A 16,189-nucleotide genomic window follows, 5' to 3' on the forward strand; every position below is an offset into this window, starting at 1 on the left:
TCAGGGGAGCAGCAGGTGGGCGACGGTGAAGATCATGAGACCGGCGAGGGCGCCCACGATCGTGCCGTTGAGGCGGATGTACTGCAGGTCGCGGCCGACCTGCAGCTCGATCTTCTGACTCGTCTCGTCGGCGTCCCACCGCTCGACGGTGTCGGTGATGATCGAGGCGATGTCGTGGCGGTAGCGGTCGACGAGGAAGACGGCGGCATCCGCGATGCGCTTGTCGACGCGTTCCTGCAGGGCCGTGTCGGTCGCGAGCCGGTCGCCGAGGTCGCCGAGCGCGGCGGTCACGCGACGGCGGAGCGGGCTGTCCTCGTCGGCGAGGGAGCGCAGCAGGCCCGCCTTCGCGGTGTTCCACGCGTCGGCGGCGAGGGCGCGCACCCGCGGGCTGTCGAAGACGGCGCTCTTCGCGCCCTCGAGCCGGCCGATGGTCTCGGGGTCGTGCTGCAGGTTGTCGGCGAGACGCTCGAGGTACTGGTCGAGAGCCTTGCGCGCCGGGTGCTCGGGGTCGCGCTGCACGGCCGCGACGAACTTCGTCGCCTCGTGGTACACGGTGTCGTCGACCAGGCGCATCGCGACCGACGGCACCCAGGACGGCAGACGGCGCGAGACGAGGCCGTCGAACGCCTCGCGATTCGCGTCGAGCCAGCGGGCGATGCTGTCGACGCCCAGGTCGACCGCGCCGCGGTGGGCGTCGGCATCCACCACCCGCGAGAGCCACGTCCCGAGCGACGGACCCCACGACGGGCTCAGCAGGTGCTCGTGAGCGAGGTCGCTGATGAGATCCTGCACCTCGTCGTCGCTCAGCGCCGTCAGGATGCCGCTGGCCATCGTCGACGCCTCGGCCGCGACGGTCTTCGCGTGTGCCGGGTCCTGCAGCCAGGTGCCCGCGGTCCTTGCGATGTGCGTGGACTCGAGCTTCTGGCGGACGACGCCGCCCTCGAGGAAGTTGGTCTCGACGAACTCGCCGAGCGTGCGACCGATCTCGTCCTTGCGCCGCGGGATGATCGCCGTGTGCGGGATCGGGATGCCGAGCGGATGCCGGAACAGCGCCGTCACCGCGAACCAGTCCGCGAGCGCGCCGACCATGCCGCCCTCGGCCGCCGCGCGCACGTACCCCCAGCCCGAGAGGTCCTTCTCGAGGATGAACGCGATGACGAAGACGATCGCCATGAACAGCAGTGCGCCGAGCGCGACCGCCTTCATGGTGCGGAGCCCGCGATACCGCTGCTGATCAGCGGTGCTCAGCGAGCCGTACGGGATGCGGGCCATTCGGCCATCCTGCCACGGCGCCCCTCACGCGCCGGGGCGACTCACGGCTCGAGCGGACCCAGCCACGCGTTCGCGAGCGCGCCGTGCACCGACTCGGGGTCGGACGGGTGGAACAGGCCGGCCAGCACGTCGCGGTAGAGCCGGCTCAGTTCGCTCCGGGTGAAGAACGACGAGCCGCCTGCGACGAGCATCGCCTCGTCGACGACCTGCTTCGCCGTCACCGCCGCGCGGTGCTTGATCGCCGACAGCTTCGGGAACCACATCGCGCCGTGGTCGACGAGGCCGTCGACGTCGGCGGCGAGGGTCTCGACCTGCACGGGCAGGGCGTCGTAGGCGAGGGCCATGTCGGCGACCCGCCACCGGATGTCGGGGTCCTGGCTGTAGGAGCGGCCCGTCTTCTTCGAGGTGCGGGCGCGCGCGGTCTCGACCGCGAGGTCGAGGGCACGGCGCGCGATGCCGGTGTAGACCGAGGCGAGCAGGATCTCGAACGCGCTGAAGATGCCGAAGACGAGCGGGTCGGGGCTGGGCCCTACGGGCAGCTTCCGGACGATGCGGTCGGCGGGGGCGACCGCGCCGTGCAGTTCGGTCGTGCGCGACTGGGTGCCTCGCATCCCGAGCGTGTCCCAGTCGTCGCGGGTGACGACGGCGTCGCTGCGCGGGACGAAGCCGAACACCAGCCGCGGGTCGTTGGGGTCGGACGCGTCCAGGCCGTGGAGCCCCAGGTGCGTCCACACCGGCGCGAGCGACGTGAAGATCTTGGTGCCCGTGAAGGCGTACGAGCCGTCGGGCCGGGGCGCGGCATCCGTGTCGCTGCCGAACAGCACGAGGTCGTTGCCCGCCTCGCTGATGCCGAAGGCGAACACCTCGCCGCGGGCGGCGCCCTCCTGCAGGAAGCGCAGGGCGTCGTCGCCCCGGTCGGACATCACCTTCGCGACACCGGTCCACACCAGGTGCATGTTGATCGCGAGCGCGGTCGCCGGCGCCGCCCCCGCGAGCCGCTGCTGCAGGACGGATGCCTCGCGCAGGCCGAGTCCCGGACCGCCGAACTCCGTCGGCACGAGGATCGCGAGGTAACCCGCCGCCCGGAGGTCGGCGAGGTCCTCCTCGGGGAACACGTTCTCGGCGTCGACGGCGGCCGCGCGCGAGCGGATGCGCGCGAGCAGATCGTCGGGCAGGTGGGCAGCCGGGTCGAAGCTCATGCGTCCAGCCCCCAGGCGGCGACCGCGTCGAGCAGGGCCCGCGCGGCGGCATCCGGAGCATCGCGGTGGGGCGAGTGCCCCGTGCCCGGCACGACGGCCATCGACACGAGCGGGTTCTGCTGCACCTCGGCCGCGAGCGCCCCCGTGAAGATGGAGTACACCGCGGGATCGCCGGCGATGACGTGGGTCGGCACGGTGAGACGGGATGCCGCCTCCCGCACATCCCACGGGGTGTTCTGCGCGCCCGTCGCCTCGACCGCCGAACGGCTCGCCTGCGCGGCGGCGATCGCCTTCAGCTCGACGTCCACCTCGAGCCACCCGGGGTGGGCGGCGCGGACGGCGGCGATCGAGGTGTCGGCGAACGCCTGTTCCTGGCTCGCGCGGACGCTCTCACGGTCCTCGTCGGAGAGGTGGATGGCGGGGTCGACGAGCACGAGGTGGCGGGTCCACGTCGGCGCGTCGGCCGCAGCGACGGTCGCGGCGGCGCCGCCGAGGGAGTGGCCGAGGACGAGGTCCCACGTCCCGTCGCCGGCGGGACGGGTGTGGACGAGGTCGGTTGCGTACGCGGCGATCGAGTAGTCGAGCGCGCGCGGGGCGGTGCCGTGCCCGCGCAGGTCGACGGCCTCGACGTGCCAGCCAGTGTCGGCGAGGGCGACGGCGTAGCGCCACATGAGCGCGCCGTTCGAGCCCAGACCGTGGACGAGGAGGGCGTGCCGCGGCGCGCGCGGGTCGCCCCAACCGAGGCGGGGGAGGGTGACGGGTGACGGCATGCTCTCAGCCTAGGACGGGCCCCGGCCCGCGGTGCCGGGCCAGGATGGGGGCATGATCTCCACCGACCTGGCACGCGAGCTGCGCGCGAGCGGCCTGACCTGGCGTCCCCGCTCCGGCGACCGGTTCCAGCTCGACGAGCCCGAGTTCGAGGCCGACGTCTACACCGTCAGCGAGATGACCGTCGAGGCGCGCAGCTATCCGACCGGCGACCTGCTCGCCTTCAACGGCACGACCGAGTGGGCGCTCGACTCGGTCGCGCTCGAGGACGCCCTGTGGCTGCCCTCCGAGGCGCAGCTGCGCGAGCTGCTGCGGGGGACGTTCCGCGCGTTGCGGCGCCTGCCCGACACACACGAGGTCGAGATCGAAGTGGATGCCGCGCCCCACCGCTTCCGGCATCCCGAACCCGCCGACGCCTACGGTCAGGCCCTGCTGTTCCTGCTCGGGCGGATCCGCTGACCGCGCTCAGGTGATGAGGGGGACCGGCTCGGTGTCGGGGATCGGGCTCGCGTCGCGGCCGCGGAGGTCGGGGAACCCGCGCACGAAGACCGCCGCCACGAGCGCGCCCGCGACGGCGAACGCCGACGCGGCGAAGAAGGCGCCGACCGCCCCCATGCCGTCGATGAGGAACCCCGCGACGGCCGAGCCGGCCGCGGCGCCGATGAGCTGGCCGGTGCCGATCCAGCCGTAGGCCTCGGCGGTCTCGCTGAAGCGGACGCTCGCGCTCGTGATGGCGAACATGACGGCGAGGGCCGGGGCGATGCCGAGGCCCGCGACGAAGAGCGAGGCGCCCATCCACCAGGCGTTCAGGCTGATGATGACGAGGGTGACCCCGACAGCCACGATCGTGAGGCGGCGGGCCATCGCCCAGCGGCCGATCGGGATGTGTCCGAACCCGAGGCCGCCCGCGAGGCTGCCGACGGCGAAGACGGCGAGGACGAGACCCGCCTCGATGCCCTCGTGCCCGAAGGTCGCGACCACGCCCGCCTCGACCGCGGCGCACGCCCCCACGAGGAGGAAGCCGGTCACGGTCGAGAGCAGCACGACGGGCTTGCCGAGGACGCGACCGAAGCCGCGGCGGCTGCGGGGGATGCGGACGCGCCCCACCTCGGGTGAGGCGATGAACCAGGCGCATCCGCCGATGAGGATGACGACGATCAGCAGGAGCGCGGGGACGGTGCCGACCTGGGTCGCGACGAGGGTGATGACGACGGGCGCGAAGATCCAGATGATCTCCTGCAGGCTCGCATCCAACGAGAAGAGGGGCGTCAGCTGCCGCGAGGTGACGATCTTCGGGTAGATCGTGCGGACGGCCGGCTGCACGGGCGGGTTCGCGATGCCGGCGATGAAGCCGAACACGACGAACCCCGGCATCCCGAACGGATTGAGGGCGAGGGCGAACACGGCGGCGGCGCAGACGACGGCGGTGAGGGTGAGGACGCGCCGCATCCCCCAGACACCCATCCACCGGCTGGTCACCGGGCCGGAGATCGCCTGACCGATCGACAGTGCGGCGAGGACGATGCCGGCGGCGCCGTACGACCCGGTCGACTGCTCGACGTGGAGGAGGACGGCGAGGCTCGTCATCCCGCTCGGGAACCGTGCCGTCAACTGTGCCGCGATGATGCGCGCGACACCCGGGACGCGCAGGAGTTCCGAGTATCCCGCCACCCCTTCATGGTACCGACCGCCGACGACGTCCGACGGGCGTGCGGGGCCCGTGCGACACGCCGCGACACGCCCGACACGCCGACCGGTCCCGGAATCGGATGTCGGTGGCCCGCTCTACCGTGCGACCTGTGGACAACCGTCCGGTCCCGGAAGGGTTTCGGCCGGAATCCTGGCCTTTTCGACCCCCTTCCGGACCTGCCGGATTGGGGATGAAACGGTGGAGAACTTGTGTTGTACCTGTGGAGGACGGCGGAAAAACTACACGGATGTAACTACTACCCCTTGTGGTGCTTCCCGGTGTCCGTACCCATATGTAGTATTGAGCTCCCGGCGGGCTCCCAGCCTTCCGGCCGATGGATTCACCCCCAGATTTCACACGAGATGGACCCCGCGCGACGGGTTCCGGAGGACGAGAGAGGTTCGACGAATGGCGATCACTGTGTACACGAAGCCGTCCTGCGTGCAGTGCAACGCGACGTACCGCGCGCTGGACTCCAAGGGCATCGACTACGAGGTCCTCGACCTCTCCGAGGACCCGGCGGCGCTCGAGCACGTCAAGTCGCTCGGCTACCTGCAGGCCCCCGTCGTCGTGACCGACGAGGACCACTGGTCGGGCTTCCGTCCCGACAAGATCGACGAGCTCGCCTCGCGCCTGGTCTGAGCGATGAGCGCGGCCGTCGTGACGAACGTGCCGCTGCTCGTCTACTTCTCGAGCGTGTCGGGCAACACCGCACGTTTCATCGAGAAGCTCGGGATGCCGGCACGCCGCATCCCGCTCCACTCCTCCGAACCCGTGCTCCACGTCGAGGAGCCCTACGTCCTGGTCACCCCCACGTACGGGGGCGGCCAGGGCCGAGGAGAAGAGAAGGGCGCGGTTCCCAAGCAGGTCATCCGCTTCCTCAACGACGAGGGCAATCGGAGACTGCTCCGCGGAGTCATCTCCGCAGGAAACAGCAATTTCGGCGAGTCGTTCTGCCTCGCCGGGGACATCATCAGCCGCAAGTGTCAGGTGCCGCACTTGTACCGGCTGGAAGTATTCGGCACGCCCGAGGACGTCGACCGCGTGAGCGGCGGATTGGAAGACTGGTGGAAGCTGCAGTGACCGATATGGCCTTCAAGACGGAGGCGCGCTTCGAGGGCATGGACTACCACGCCCTGAACGCGATGCTGAACCTCTACGGCGAGGACGGGAAGATCCAGTTCGACGCCGACAAGCGCGCGGCGCGGGAGTACTTCCTGCAGCACGTGAACCAGAACACCGTCTTCTTCCACTCACTGAAGGAGAAGCTCGACTACCTGGTCGAGAAGGAGTACTACGAGGGCGCCGTCATCGACGCGTACCCGTTCGAGTTCATCCAGTGGCTCAACGACCACGCCTACGCGCAGAAGTTCCGTTTCGACACGTTCCTCGGCGCGTTCAAGTACTACACGAGCTACACGCTCAAGACCTTCGACGGCAAGCGCTACCTCGAGCGCTTCGAGGACCGCGTCGTGATGACCGCGCTCGCCCTCGCCGCCGGTGACCAGGACCTCGCCACGAAGCTCGTCGACGAGATCCTGTCGGGCCGCTTCCAGCCCGCCACCCCCACCTTCCTCAACGCCGGCAAGGCGCAGCGCGGCGAACTCGTCTCCTGCTTCCTCCTGCGCATCGAGGACAACATGGAGTCGATCGCCCGCGGCATCAACTCCGCGCTGCAGCTCTCCAAGCGCGGCGGCGGCGTGGCCCTGCTCCTCTCGAACATCCGCGAGGCGGGCGCCCCGATCAAGCAGATCGAGAACCAGTCGTCGGGCATCATCCCCGTCATGAAGCTTCTCGAAGACAGCTTCAGCTACGCGAACCAGCTGGGTGCGCGTCAGGGCGCCGGTGCCGTGTACCTCTCGGCCCACCACCCCGACATCATGAAGTTCCTCGACACCAAGCGCGAGAACGCGGACGAGAAGATCCGCATCAAGACGCTGTCGCTGGGTGTCGTCGTCCCCGACATCACGTTCGAGCTCGCGAAGAACGACGAGGACATGTACCTCTTCTCGCCGTACGACGTCGAGCGGGTGTACGGCGTGCCCTTCGGCGACATCTCGGTCACCGAGAAGTACCGCGAGATGGTCGACGATGCGCGCATCAAGAAGACCAAGATCAAGGCGCGCGAGTTCTTCCAGACCCTCGCCGAGATCCAGTTCGAGTCGGGCTACCCGTACATCATGTTCGAGGACACGGTGAACAAGGCCAACCCGATCAAGGGCCGGATCAACATGTCCAACCTCTGCTCGGAGATCCTGCAGGTCAACACGCCGACGACGTTCAACGAGGACCTCTCGTACGACCAGATCGGCAAGGACATCTCCTGCAACCTCGGCTCGATGAACATCGCCCTCGCGATGGACGGCCGCGACCTCGCCGGAACGGTGGAGACCAGCATCCGTGCCCTCAGCGCGGTCAGCGACCAGAGCCACATCCGCTCGGTCCGCTCCATCGAGGACGGCAACGACAAGTCGCACGCCATCGGCCTCGGCCAGATGAACCTGCACGGCTACCTCGCCCGCGAGCACGTCCACTACGGCTCGGAGGAGGGTGTCGACTTCACGAACATCTACTTCTACACGGTGCTGTTCCACGCGCTGCAGGCCTCGAACAAGATCGCCATCGAGCGCGGTCAGGTCTTCGACGGCTTCTGGGACTCGAAGTACGCCTCGGGCGAGTTCTTCGACAAGTACACCGAGCAGGAGTGGAAGCCGGCGACGGCCCGGGTCGAGGAGCTCTTCGCAGGCATCCACATCCCGACCCAGCAGGACTGGCTCGAGCTGAAGGCATCCATCCAAAAGCACGGCATCTACAACCAGAACCTGCAGGCCGTCCCGCCGACGGGCTCGATCTCGTACATCAACAACTCGACGAGCTCGATCCACCCGATCGCGTCGAAGATCGAGATCCGCAAGGAAGGCAAGATCGGCCGCGTCTACTACCCGGCGCCGTTCATGACGAACGACAACCTCGAGTACTACGAGGACGCGTACGAGATCGGCTACGAGAAGGTCATCGACACCTACGCCGCCGCCACGCAGCACGTCGACCAGGGCCTGTCGCTGACCCTGTTCTTCAAGGACACCGCCACCACGCGCGACATCAACAAGGCGCAGATCTACGCCTGGCGCAAGGGCATCAAGACGATCTACTACATCCGTCTCCGTCAGATGGCGCTCGAGGGCACCGACATGACCGAGTGCGTCTCCTGCATGCTCTGACCGGCCGAGATTCGATAGAGGAAGAAGACATGACCCCCGAACCCCTGAAGCTCCTCGGCTCGGTCCAGGCGATCAACTGGAACCGCATCCAGGACGACAAGGACCTCGAGGTGTGGAACCGCCTCGTGAACAACTTCTGGCTGCCCGAGAAGGTGCCGCTGTCCAACGACATCCAGTCGTGGGCGACGCTCACCCCCGAGGAGCAGCAGACCACGATGCGCGTGTTCACCGGCCTGACGCTGCTCGACACGATCCAGGGCACCGTCGGCGCCGTCTCGCTGATCCCCGACGCGATCACCCCGCACGAGGAGGCCGTCTACACGAACATCGCGTTCATGGAGTCGGTGCACGCGAAGAGCTACTCGTCGATCTTCTCGACGCTCGCGTCGACGCCCGAGATCGACGACGCGTTCCGTTGGTCGGTCGAGAACGAGAACCTTCAGAAGAAGGCCCGCATCGTCATGGACTACTACCGGGGCGACGAGCCGCTCAAGCGCAAGGTCGCCTCGACCCTGCTCGAGTCGTTCCTCTTCTACTCGGGGTTCTACCTGCCGCTGTACTGGTCGTCGAAGGCGAAGCTGACGAACACGGCCGACATCATCCGCCTCATCATCCGCGACGAGGCCGTGCACGGGTACTACATCGGCTACAAGTTCCAGCGCGGACTCGAGACCCTCGGTCAGGCCGAGCGCGACGAGCTCAAGGACTACACGTTCTCGCTGCTCTACGAGCTCTACGACAACGAGGTGCAGTACACGCAGGACCTCTACGACGGCATCGGCCAGACCGAGGACGTCAAGAAGTTCCTGCACTACAACGCCAACAAGGCGCTCATGAACCTCGGCTACGAGGCGATGTTCCCCGCCACGGTCACGAACGTGAACCCGGCGATCCTGTCGGCCCTGTCGCCGAACGCCGACGAGAACCACGACTTCTTCAGTGGGTCGGGATCGTCGTACGTCATCGGCAAGGCCGTCGCGACCGAGGACGACGACTGGGACTTCTGAGTCACTGACGAAGGCCCCCGGCACCGCTCGCATGAGCGGATGCCGGGGGCCTTCGTCGTTCGCTGCGCGGGTGCCCGTGCGGTCAGTCGTCCTGTTCGTCGGACTCCTGCTCGTCCTTCGTGATGTCGTCGTCGCCGATGTCGCCCTCGGCCTGACTCGGCTTGTCCGCGATGGGATCGCTCATCATGTCTCCTCTCAGTTCTCGCTGATGTTGCTCCGCGCCTCCTGGGCGCGGTCGGTGACGGTCCCGGCGGCGTCGGAACCCTCGTCCTTCACCGTCTGCACGGCCTCCTGGGCCCGCTCCTTGACGGCGGTCGCGGCATCCTGAGCCGGCTCCTTCAGGTGGCTCGCGGCATCCTTCGCCACCTCCCCGAGCTCGTCGACGAGCGGCTGCGCCTGCTCCTTCGCCGTCTCGGCGAGCTCCTTCTCCTTCGCGGATGCGGGGATGAGGGATGCGGCGAGCAGCCCCGCGCCGAAGGCGATCAGGCCCACGGCGAGCGGATTGCCCTCCGCCTTGGCCTTCACGTCGTGGGCGACGCCGTGCGCGGACCCGGCGAGGTCGTGCGCGGACGAGCCGGCGTCGTCGGCGGCGCCCATGATCCGGTCGCGGACGGAGCCGACCGCGCCCTTGATCTTGCTCGTCTGGCGGTTGACGATCTTCGACGGGTTGACCTTGTCAGCCAGGGCGTCGACGTCGGTGCCGAGTTCGGCACGGGTCCGCTCGATGTCGGCGCGGATCGCGTCAGGTGAATCGCTCATCGGTTCTCCTCGTTTCTCTTGAATGTCTCTGGGATCTCCTGCAGGGTCTCGACGGTCTGCGGCGCGCCCTGCACCTCTTTCAGTTGCTTGCGGCCGACCGCGTACAGGATCGCCGCGATGATCGCCCACAGGACCGCCACGATCACGCCCGACCAGCCCCAGCCGACGAGGGTCGCGAGGGCGGCCCACAGCGCGAGGGACAGGAAGAGGACGACCATGGATGCCGCGTACCCGGCACCGCCGAGCAGGCCGGCACCCTTGGCGGAGGTCGTGGCCGAGTCCTTCAGCTCTGCCTTCGCCAGCGCGATCTCCTGCCGCATCAGCGTCGACAGGTCGCGTGTCACCTCGCCGAGCAGGTCGCCGAGCGAGGTCGACGCGGCCTTGCGCTCAGAAGGTGTCGCGTCGCTCATCCGTGACCCTCTCGTCTGCGCCGCCGCGGAAACCGGCCGACTCGTCGTAGAGCGGCGTGTCCGACGGCGGCAGTGCACCGGTCGTGTCGGCCGCGATCGGGTCGATGTAGGCCGGGTCCCGTCCGTCGACGGGTGTGGCGGGCGCGGATGCCGGGACCGCCGCCGCCGCGGGGGCGGGGGCCAGCGAGGCCCGCGAGGTCGCCGTGCCGCTGTCGTCGTGCGACGCCATCGCCCGGACGAGTCGCCCGGCGACGATACCCACGACGGCCGCGCCGGCGATGAAGACGAGGGGGCGTCGCCGCGCGAACCGCTTCACCTCGTCGAGGAGGGCGGCGGGGTCACGGTCACCCAACCACGCAGCCGCGCCGGTGAGGCGGTCGGAGACCTGCTGCACGAGGTCGGTGGCGATGCCGCCGCCCTCCGCGTTGCGGGCCATCGATCCGAGCTCCTCGCCCGCGGCCTTCAGCCCGCTCGCGACTCGCTCCTGCTGCTGCGCCGCCTGGTCCGAGAACTCGGTGCGGCTCTGCGCGTAGAGGTCCTTCAGCTGCGACTTCGCCTCGCCCGCCACGGACGCTGCTTCGTCTTTGGCGGTGTGGGCGACATCCTTCGCCGCGTCGGTCGCGGTGCCGGTGACGGCGGATGCCTCATCCTTCACGGTCTCGGTCTTCCCCGACCCGGCGTCGGCGCCACCGGTACCCGTGGGTCCATATCCGACTGACATAGTTGCTCCCTTGCTCGAGGACTCCTGTCCTGGGAGCGCCACTGTGCGAGCGGGTCGAGCAAGTCGTACCGGGGTTGCGTCGCACCGTCTGAGGCGGTAAATGCGCGGCACCTGCACCCCTCGGCCGTCCGATCGCCGACCGAGTCCTGCGTCAGCCCCTGACAGCGCTCGTGATGCTCCGCGAGCGGATGCCGGAATCCGCCCGAGGTTCGTCGGTGCCGCGCTGTTCACGGATGCAATGGATTCAAGGCGACACGTCGGTGGGACAGGCGTCAGCGCGGGGTGTCGCATCGGATCCCTTGCATCGGCGAGCGGACCGGGTCGGCCTCAGCCGGCGCGTCTCAGCCCGCGCGGCCGCACTCCGACACGGCGAGCAGATCGAGGCCGGGGCGGCCGTCGACGGTCGACTCCGTGACGTCGACGGACACGTTCGTCTCGGCGCGACTCAATCGCACGGTCGCGATGTCGAGCTCGACGCCGGCCGGTTCGAGTGCCCAGCCCTCGCCGAGCGTGGCAGGCAGCTCGGTCACCGTGGCCGCCGCATCCGTCCCCTCCGGCAGCGTGACGGCGCCGTGGATCGTCGCGAACTCGCCCGTCGACGGGCCGCCCGGGCTGACCTCCGACTCGCACGACTGCGCGCTCGCCCCGCCGTCGGGGACGAACTCGGCGCCGTCGGGGAGGGCGGCAACGATCTCGGCGACCGCGTCCTCGGCCTGGGCGCGCACGTCCGCGTACGACGGCCCCGCTCCCGCGGAGCAGGCGGTGAGACCGATGAGGCAGGTCACGAGCAGCATCGTCGCTGCGCCGGACCGGGCGCGCATCAGCCGCTGCTTCCGCGGGCCAGCGAGGCCAGGAGCAGGCGTACGTCCTTGAGGACGGTTCCGTTCGTGTGACCGTCGCCGCTGAACAGCCGGTTGTGCAGATCGAGTCCCTGCAGGAGCATCGCGCCGACCGAGCCCGTCGCCTGCTGCTCGGTGTACCCGGGGTCCAGCACGATGACCCCGGGGATCTCCTCGGGGCCGACGCCGTACCCGATGTCGCCCACCTGGAAGCCCGCGTAGTACCGGTTGACGTCCTCGGCGGCCTGCGCGGCGTAGTAGGTCGTCCCCGTCACGGGGCGGTAGCCGTCGGTGGCCCCCACGCCGCCGGCGAGGAACCGCACGTCGAAACGGGCGCCGTGCATCTCGGCCGAACTGCCGACCTGCGACCCGGCGCTGTGCTCGTAGCTGAGCGTCGGGAGCCCGGGGAGAGCGACCTCGATTCCCTTCACGATGCGAGCGTAGTGGGCACCCGCGGCCGTGGCGATCGTGTTGTTCTGCGGCCCCGACGCGAGATTCAGGGAGATCTGCGGCATGGGGGCGGCGAGCACCGTGAAGGCCACGACGGGGGCGCCCGGGTCGGCGTTGGCGACCTGCCAGTCGGCGAACGAGGTGACCGGGTCCTCCACCATGAAGCTGCGCACCGACGCGTTCGTCCCCGGGACGACGAGCAGGATGCCGGCAGCGGTCGACGGATCGCCCGCCATCTCGATCATCGCTCCGCGCTCGGGGGAGTAGAGGTAGAGGCGCACCTGCCCGGCGACGACCTTCGTGAGGTACCGGCGCTCGAGCAACAAATCGCCGAGCAGTGCCGCGTCTCCCTCCGCGCCCCGGCGACTCACCTGATGCAACCGCTCGTCGACCCGCGCGAGGCGCGCCCGCGCCGCGTACCGGTTGGCGCGGACACGGTCGGCGGCGTCGATGCCGTCGAGCGAGCCGATGAGCACGGGGACCGTGCGGATGAGGTCGTCGCGGCGCGCGGCATCCATCTCGGCCCACCAGACCGCGGCGTCGGCAGCGGAGGTCTGTGTGAGCAGCGTCGCGATGAGCCCGGGCGTGCGGTCCAGCAGCGCCGTCACGCCGTCGTGATCGAGGGAGGCCAGCTCGGCCAGGGTCGCCGATACGCTGAGGTGCGTCCGGTGGTGATCCGGGGTCGGCGCTGCGGCGGATGCCTGGGCCACCGGGGCTGCCGGAGTCACCAGGGCGAACGCCATCGCCGCAGCGGCCAGGGCTGCGGTGGGATGGGCGTTCGCGCGCATCATAGCGCTGATTGTATTGGCAGCCGGGACCGCTCCCGGCCACGCCAATCACGGACGGCCGCTCTCTTGACTCATAGACTGCTCGCGTGGCAGATACCCCGACCGAGGATGCTCCGCGTTTCAGCCCGGTGATCGCGTTGCTCGCCGTCTCCGCCTCGTGGGAGGCGCAGCTCGCCGCGGAGCTGCGCGACCTCGGCATCTCGACCCGCAAGTTCGGTCTGCTCGGGCACATCGGCGCCGAGCCCGGCATCTCCTTCTCGGAGCTCGCACGCCGCTCCCGCATCACCGTCCAGTCGGCGCACGCCGCCGTGCACGCCCTCGTCGACGACGGCCTCGTGGCGGACGCGACGGCGCAGGCCGGCGCGGCCAGCGACCTGAGCGTGACGCCCCGCGGTGCGAAGGTCCTGCAGGACGCGCAGGAACGCCTCGCCGCCCTCGACCGCGCGCTGGCGCAGGCGCATCCGAGGGTCGCGGAGTCGCTCGACGGCATCCGCGCCGGCGTCGTCGAATGACGCGCGCGGCACCGCGGGACCCGCTCCGCGCGGCGGCGCGCTCGGCGCTGGCCGCTCTCCTCGTTGCCGCCGGGGCCGGTCACCTCACCGTCCTCCGCCGCGGGTTCCGCATCGCGGTGCCGGACTGGGCGACCCGGCTGCTGCGCACCGACAAGGACACCATCGTCGTCGTGTCGGGTGTCATCGAGGCGCTGCTCGGGGTCGCGCTCCTCCTGCTCCCGCGCGAGCGCCGGCGCGTGGGTCTCGCGATCGCCGGCCTGTTCATCGCGGTCTTCCCCGGCAACGTGCACCATTGGCGCACCGGACGCGACGTGCCGGGGCTCGACTCCGACGCCAAGAGGTTCGCTCGCCTGTTCCTGCAGCCGCTCCTGGTCGCCTGGGCGCTCTGGTCGACACGCCGGTGAGTGGTCACCGTGCGGAGCCGTCACAGCGCGCGCACAGGTGGCGCGGCATCCTTCAGCTAGGCTGAAGGCGTGTTCCGCACCCCCGCCTCCCTGTATCGCGTGCTCGCCATCGCCGAGCTGTTCTCCTGGACCCTCCTGATCGCCGGCCTCATCATCCGCGCGGTCGGCGGTCCGGCCGTCGCCGTCACGATCGGTGGCGGCATCCACGGGTTCGTCTTCCTCTCCTACGGGGCGACGGCGATCCTCGTCGCCCTCAACAACCGGTGGCACCTCGGCGTGGCGCTGCTCGCGGTGGGATCGGCGATCGTCCCCTACGCCACCCTGCCGATGGAGATGTGGCTGCGCCGGACGGGACGCCTCGACGGGCACTGGCGGCTCGAGGAGACCGCCGACCCGCGTGACCGGCGGCCGATCGACCGGCTGCTGCGGTGGTTCTTGCGCCACGCCGGCGTCCTCGTGGCGCTGATCGTCGTCGCCGTCGTCGCGCTCTACGTCGTGCTGCTCCTCGTCGGGCCGCCGGGCGGACGGTGATCCCGGGGGTCAGCGCCGCGTCGAGACCGTCACGGTGAACTTCGCGTCGCGAGCCGCCTGCCGCGTGGGTCCGACGATCCGCTCGAGCGCGCCGCGGTAGCGCAGCCCGGAGTTCCACACGCACCAGAGTTCGCCGCCGGGCCGCAGGACGCGCGCCGCGTCGGCGAACATCCGCGGGGCGAGGCGGTCGGTCACGGCGGCCCCGCTGTGGAAGGGCGGGTTCAGCGCGATGAAGGATGCCGAGGCATCCGCCCGTGCCTGCAGCAGGTCGTCGCGCGCCACCTCGACGCGGTCGCCCACGCCGTTCGCCGCGGCCGTCGCACGCGCCGAGGCCACCGCGGCGGCGGACTGATCGGACGCGTAGACGTGCCGCCCGGGGTGAGCGAGGGCGAGGTGCGCGGCGACGGCGCCCGTGCCGCACGCGAAGTCGATGAGCGGGTCGGAGGCGCCGCCGCCGGCCGGGTCCTGCGGCAGGTGCGCGAGCAGCAGCCGCGTGCCGATGTCGAGCCGCGCGCCCGCGAACGCGCCGCCGAACGCGCGGAGGGCGAGGCCGTCGGCGTCGCCTTCCGCCGGCACGGGGTCGTGGCCGTCGTGCGGCCCGCGGGCGACGAGCACGCGCGACTTCTGTCGCGCCAGCGTCACGTCGAGCCGGTCGAAGTACCGGGCGAGGACGTCGTTCATGGCGACGCTCATGTGCTTGAGGCGTCCGCCCGCCCAGACGACGACGTCCGGGTGGGCGTGGGCTGCGATGAGCGCGGCGATGTCGTCGAGCGCGTCGAGGGACCGCGGCAGGCGCAGCAGCACGACCCGCGCCCCCGAGACGAGCCCCGCGCTCAACGGGAGCGACGACACGTGCCCGGTGAGGCCCAGCGCCGCGGCGTTGCGGGCGAGTGCGCGTTCGCTGGCGAGGGTGTCCTGATGGACGCGGATGCCGGTGCCCCCGTCCCATGCCGCGCCGAGGGCCAGGGCGCCGTAGGCGTCGCCGATGACCGCGATCTCCCCGGCGGCCGCGGCGGCGCGCGCGTCGGCGGACTCGTCGAGGATCAGCCGGTCGGCGGCGTCGGCGGCGACGAGCCCCGGAGCCTCGAGATCCGGGAGTCGGGACAGCCGCGCGAACGGGAACGGCGCGGCGGAGGTCACTCATCGAGCGTATCGCCGGGCCGCGGCATCCCTCACCCGGGGGATACTCGGACGATGAAGACTCTCGCACGCTGGGTACTCGCCGGCGCCATGGTGTTCGCCGGCCTCAGCCACCTGTTCTGGGCTCGGAAGGAGTTCCAGGCGCAGGTGCCGGACCTCGTCACCGAGGTGCTGCCGATCGACAAGGACGGTGTCGTCGTCGCCTCCGGCGCCGTCGAGATGATGCTGGGTGCCGCTCTCGTCGCGCTCCCGAAGGAGCGGCGCCGCGTCGGGGCGATCCTCGCGGCATTCTTCGTCGCGATCTTCCCCGGCAACATCGGCCAGGCCCTGGGGAAGCGCGACGGCTTCCGCCTCGACAGCGACAAGGCGCGCTGGGCGCGGCTGCTCTTCCAGCCCGTCCTCATCGCCTGGGCGCTGTGGTCGACGCGGGATGAGGGGTCCGCACGCGGCTGAGACGAGAGAGGCCCCCGTCCGCGCG

General features: G+C 70.2%; 19 protein-coding genes. 9 read left to right on the plus strand and 10 right to left on the minus strand.

Annotation, left to right across the window (positions count from 1 at the left end):
• Genes AYL44_RS02425 through AYL44_RS02435 form a run of 3 tightly spaced genes read right to left on the minus strand, consistent with a single transcriptional unit; the run spans position 1 to position 3,241 of the window.
• On the minus strand, positions 1-1,272 hold the full coding sequence (locus AYL44_RS02425; protein ID WP_064001658.1) for a DUF445 domain-containing protein: 1,272 nt from the start codon (positions 1,270-1,272) through the stop codon (positions 1-3).
• 41 nt (positions 1,273-1,313) lie between these two features.
• Positions 1,314-2,471, minus strand: coding sequence for an acyl-CoA dehydrogenase family protein (locus tag AYL44_RS02430; protein WP_064001659.1), 1,158 nt, complete (start codon positions 2,469-2,471; stop codon positions 1,314-1,316).
• Positions 2,468-3,241: an alpha/beta fold hydrolase gene (locus tag AYL44_RS02435; RefSeq protein ID WP_064001660.1), complete on the minus strand. Its 774-nt coding sequence runs from the start codon at positions 3,239-3,241 to the stop codon at positions 2,468-2,470. Before AYL44_RS02435 ends, AYL44_RS02430 begins: the two co-directional genes overlap by 4 nt.
• A 52-nt stretch (positions 3,242-3,293) precedes the next feature.
• Here AYL44_RS02435 and AYL44_RS02440 point away from each other — a divergent pair, with 52 nt between their 5' ends.
• On the plus strand, positions 3,294-3,698 hold the full coding sequence (locus tag AYL44_RS02440; RefSeq protein ID WP_064001661.1) for a hypothetical protein: 405 nt from the start codon (positions 3,294-3,296) through the stop codon (positions 3,696-3,698).
• Positions 3,699-3,704: 6 nt separating this feature from the next.
• On the opposite strand, the gene AYL44_RS02445 is transcribed toward AYL44_RS02440, so the two are convergent.
• On the minus strand, positions 3,705-4,910 hold the full coding sequence (locus tag AYL44_RS02445) for an MFS transporter (RefSeq protein ID WP_064001662.1): 1,206 nt from the start codon (positions 4,908-4,910) through the stop codon (positions 3,705-3,707).
• Between the two features lie 427 nt (positions 4,911-5,337).
• Between AYL44_RS02445 and nrdH the strand changes: the two genes are divergently transcribed.
• From nrdH to nrdF, 4 genes are read left to right on the plus strand one after another with little or no spacing between them, the layout of a single operon-like run.
• Positions 5,338-5,571, plus strand: coding sequence for a glutaredoxin-like protein NrdH (nrdH, locus tag AYL44_RS02450; RefSeq protein ID WP_018188439.1), 234 nt, complete (start codon positions 5,338-5,340; stop codon positions 5,569-5,571).
• Between the two features lie 3 nt (positions 5,572-5,574).
• The gene (nrdI, locus tag AYL44_RS02455) at positions 5,575-6,012 is read left to right on the plus strand and encodes a class Ib ribonucleoside-diphosphate reductase assembly flavoprotein NrdI (protein ID WP_064001663.1); all 438 of its coding nucleotides are present in this window, start codon (positions 5,575-5,577) and stop codon (positions 6,010-6,012) included.
• A 5-nt stretch (positions 6,013-6,017) separates the two neighbouring features.
• Positions 6,018-8,150 (plus strand): class 1b ribonucleoside-diphosphate reductase subunit alpha, encoded by a 2,133-nt coding sequence (nrdE, locus tag AYL44_RS02460; protein ID WP_064001664.1) that lies wholly within the window; start codon positions 6,018-6,020, stop codon positions 8,148-8,150.
• Positions 8,151-8,179: 29 nt separating this feature from the next.
• On the plus strand, positions 8,180-9,157 hold the full coding sequence (gene nrdF / locus AYL44_RS02465) for a class 1b ribonucleoside-diphosphate reductase subunit beta (RefSeq protein ID WP_064001665.1): 978 nt from the start codon (positions 8,180-8,182) through the stop codon (positions 9,155-9,157).
• A gap of 195 nt (positions 9,158-9,352) precedes the next feature.
• On the opposite strand, the gene AYL44_RS02470 is transcribed toward nrdF, so the two are convergent.
• The 5 genes from AYL44_RS02470 to AYL44_RS02490 all read right to left on the minus strand — a co-directional run bounded on the left by AYL44_RS02470 (position 9,353) and on the right by AYL44_RS02490 (position 13,127).
• On the minus strand, positions 9,353-9,916 hold the full coding sequence (locus AYL44_RS02470) for a DUF3618 domain-containing protein (RefSeq protein WP_064001666.1): 564 nt from the start codon (positions 9,914-9,916) through the stop codon (positions 9,353-9,355).
• Positions 9,913-10,326: a phage holin family protein gene (locus AYL44_RS02475; protein ID WP_064001667.1), complete on the minus strand. Its 414-nt coding sequence runs from the start codon at positions 10,324-10,326 to the stop codon at positions 9,913-9,915. The genes AYL44_RS02470 and AYL44_RS02475 overlap by 4 nt, the downstream gene beginning before the upstream one ends.
• Entirely contained in the window at positions 10,304-11,047 is a 744-nt protein-coding gene (locus AYL44_RS02480; RefSeq protein ID WP_064001668.1) for a hypothetical protein, read from the minus strand. The genes AYL44_RS02475 and AYL44_RS02480 overlap by 23 nt, the downstream gene beginning before the upstream one ends.
• Positions 11,048-11,388: 341 nt before the next feature.
• Positions 11,389-11,868 carry a hypothetical protein gene (locus AYL44_RS02485; protein ID WP_064001669.1) on the minus strand — a complete coding sequence of 160 codons (480 nt, stop codon included), beginning with the start codon at positions 11,866-11,868 and terminating at the stop codon, positions 11,389-11,391.
• Positions 11,868-13,127 carry a hypothetical protein gene (locus AYL44_RS02490; RefSeq protein WP_064001670.1) on the minus strand — a complete coding sequence of 420 codons (1,260 nt, stop codon included), beginning with the start codon at positions 13,125-13,127 and terminating at the stop codon, positions 11,868-11,870. Before AYL44_RS02490 ends, AYL44_RS02485 begins: the two co-directional genes overlap by 1 nt.
• Positions 13,128-13,210: 83 nt before the next feature.
• On the opposite strand from AYL44_RS02490, the gene AYL44_RS02495 reads away from it, so the two are divergent.
• The 3 genes from AYL44_RS02495 to AYL44_RS02505 all read left to right on the plus strand — a co-directional run bounded on the left by AYL44_RS02495 (position 13,211) and on the right by AYL44_RS02505 (position 14,571).
• A complete protein-coding gene (locus tag AYL44_RS02495) occupies positions 13,211-13,636 on the plus strand; it encodes a MarR family winged helix-turn-helix transcriptional regulator (protein ID WP_082886071.1) in 426 nt (141 codons plus the stop codon).
• Entirely contained in the window at positions 13,633-14,040 is a 408-nt protein-coding gene (locus AYL44_RS02500; protein WP_064001672.1) for a hypothetical protein, read from the plus strand. Before AYL44_RS02495 ends, AYL44_RS02500 begins: the two co-directional genes overlap by 4 nt.
• 69 nt (positions 14,041-14,109) lie before the next feature.
• Complete coding sequence (locus AYL44_RS02505; RefSeq protein ID WP_064001673.1) at positions 14,110-14,571, plus strand: DUF3817 domain-containing protein; 462 nt, start codon at positions 14,110-14,112, stop codon at positions 14,569-14,571.
• 9 nt (positions 14,572-14,580) lie between these two features.
• Here the strand turns inward: AYL44_RS02505 and AYL44_RS02510 are convergent, their stop codons facing one another.
• Positions 14,581-15,711 (minus strand): class I SAM-dependent methyltransferase, encoded by a 1,131-nt coding sequence (locus AYL44_RS02510; RefSeq protein ID WP_064001674.1) that lies wholly within the window; start codon positions 15,709-15,711, stop codon positions 14,581-14,583.
• 54 nt (positions 15,712-15,765) lie between these two features.
• On the opposite strand from AYL44_RS02510, the gene AYL44_RS02515 reads away from it, so the two are divergent.
• Positions 15,766-16,164: a hypothetical protein gene (locus AYL44_RS02515; RefSeq protein ID WP_064001675.1), complete on the plus strand. Its 399-nt coding sequence runs from the start codon at positions 15,766-15,768 to the stop codon at positions 16,162-16,164.
• Positions 16,165-16,189: the final 25 nt, after the last annotated feature.

This window comes from Microbacterium oleivorans (genome assembly GCF_001644225.1).
Classification (GTDB): domain Bacteria; phylum Actinomycetota; class Actinomycetes; order Actinomycetales; family Microbacteriaceae; genus Microbacterium; species Microbacterium gawkjiense.

Bases quoted from the DNA above. Each gene is read 5' to 3' on its own strand.
- AYL44_RS02425 (WP_064001658.1), bottom strand. From the start codon at position 1,272: ATGGCCCGCATCCCGTACGGCTCGCTGAGCACCGCTGATCAGCAGCGG.
- AYL44_RS02430 (WP_064001659.1), bottom strand. From the start codon at position 2,471: ATGAGCTTCGACCCGGCTGCCCACCTGCCCGACGATCTGCTCGCGCGC.
- AYL44_RS02435 (WP_064001660.1), bottom strand. From the start codon at position 3,241: ATGCCGTCACCCGTCACCCTCCCCCGCCTCGGTTGGGGCGACCCGCGC.
- AYL44_RS02440 (WP_064001661.1), top strand. From the start codon at position 3,294: ATGATCTCCACCGACCTGGCACGCGAGCTGCGCGCGAGCGGCCTGACC.
- nrdH (WP_018188439.1), top strand. From the start codon at position 5,338: ATGGCGATCACTGTGTACACGAAGCCGTCCTGCGTGCAGTGCAACGCG.
- nrdI (WP_064001663.1), top strand. From the start codon at position 5,575: ATGAGCGCGGCCGTCGTGACGAACGTGCCGCTGCTCGTCTACTTCTCG.
- nrdE (WP_064001664.1), top strand. From the start codon at position 6,018: ATGGCCTTCAAGACGGAGGCGCGCTTCGAGGGCATGGACTACCACGCC.
- nrdF (WP_064001665.1), top strand. From the start codon at position 8,180: ATGACCCCCGAACCCCTGAAGCTCCTCGGCTCGGTCCAGGCGATCAAC.
- AYL44_RS02470 (WP_064001666.1), bottom strand. From the start codon at position 9,916: ATGAGCGATTCACCTGACGCGATCCGCGCCGACATCGAGCGGACCCGT.
- AYL44_RS02475 (WP_064001667.1), bottom strand. From the start codon at position 10,326: ATGAGCGACGCGACACCTTCTGAGCGCAAGGCCGCGTCGACCTCGCTC.
- AYL44_RS02480 (WP_064001668.1), bottom strand. From the start codon at position 11,047: ATGTCAGTCGGATATGGACCCACGGGTACCGGTGGCGCCGACGCCGGG.
- AYL44_RS02485 (WP_064001669.1), bottom strand. From the start codon at position 11,868: ATGCGCGCCCGGTCCGGCGCAGCGACGATGCTGCTCGTGACCTGCCTC.
- AYL44_RS02490 (WP_064001670.1), bottom strand. From the start codon at position 13,127: ATGATGCGCGCGAACGCCCATCCCACCGCAGCCCTGGCCGCTGCGGCG.
- AYL44_RS02500 (WP_064001672.1), top strand. From the start codon at position 13,633: ATGACGCGCGCGGCACCGCGGGACCCGCTCCGCGCGGCGGCGCGCTCG.
- AYL44_RS02515 (WP_064001675.1), top strand. From the start codon at position 15,766: ATGAAGACTCTCGCACGCTGGGTACTCGCCGGCGCCATGGTGTTCGCC.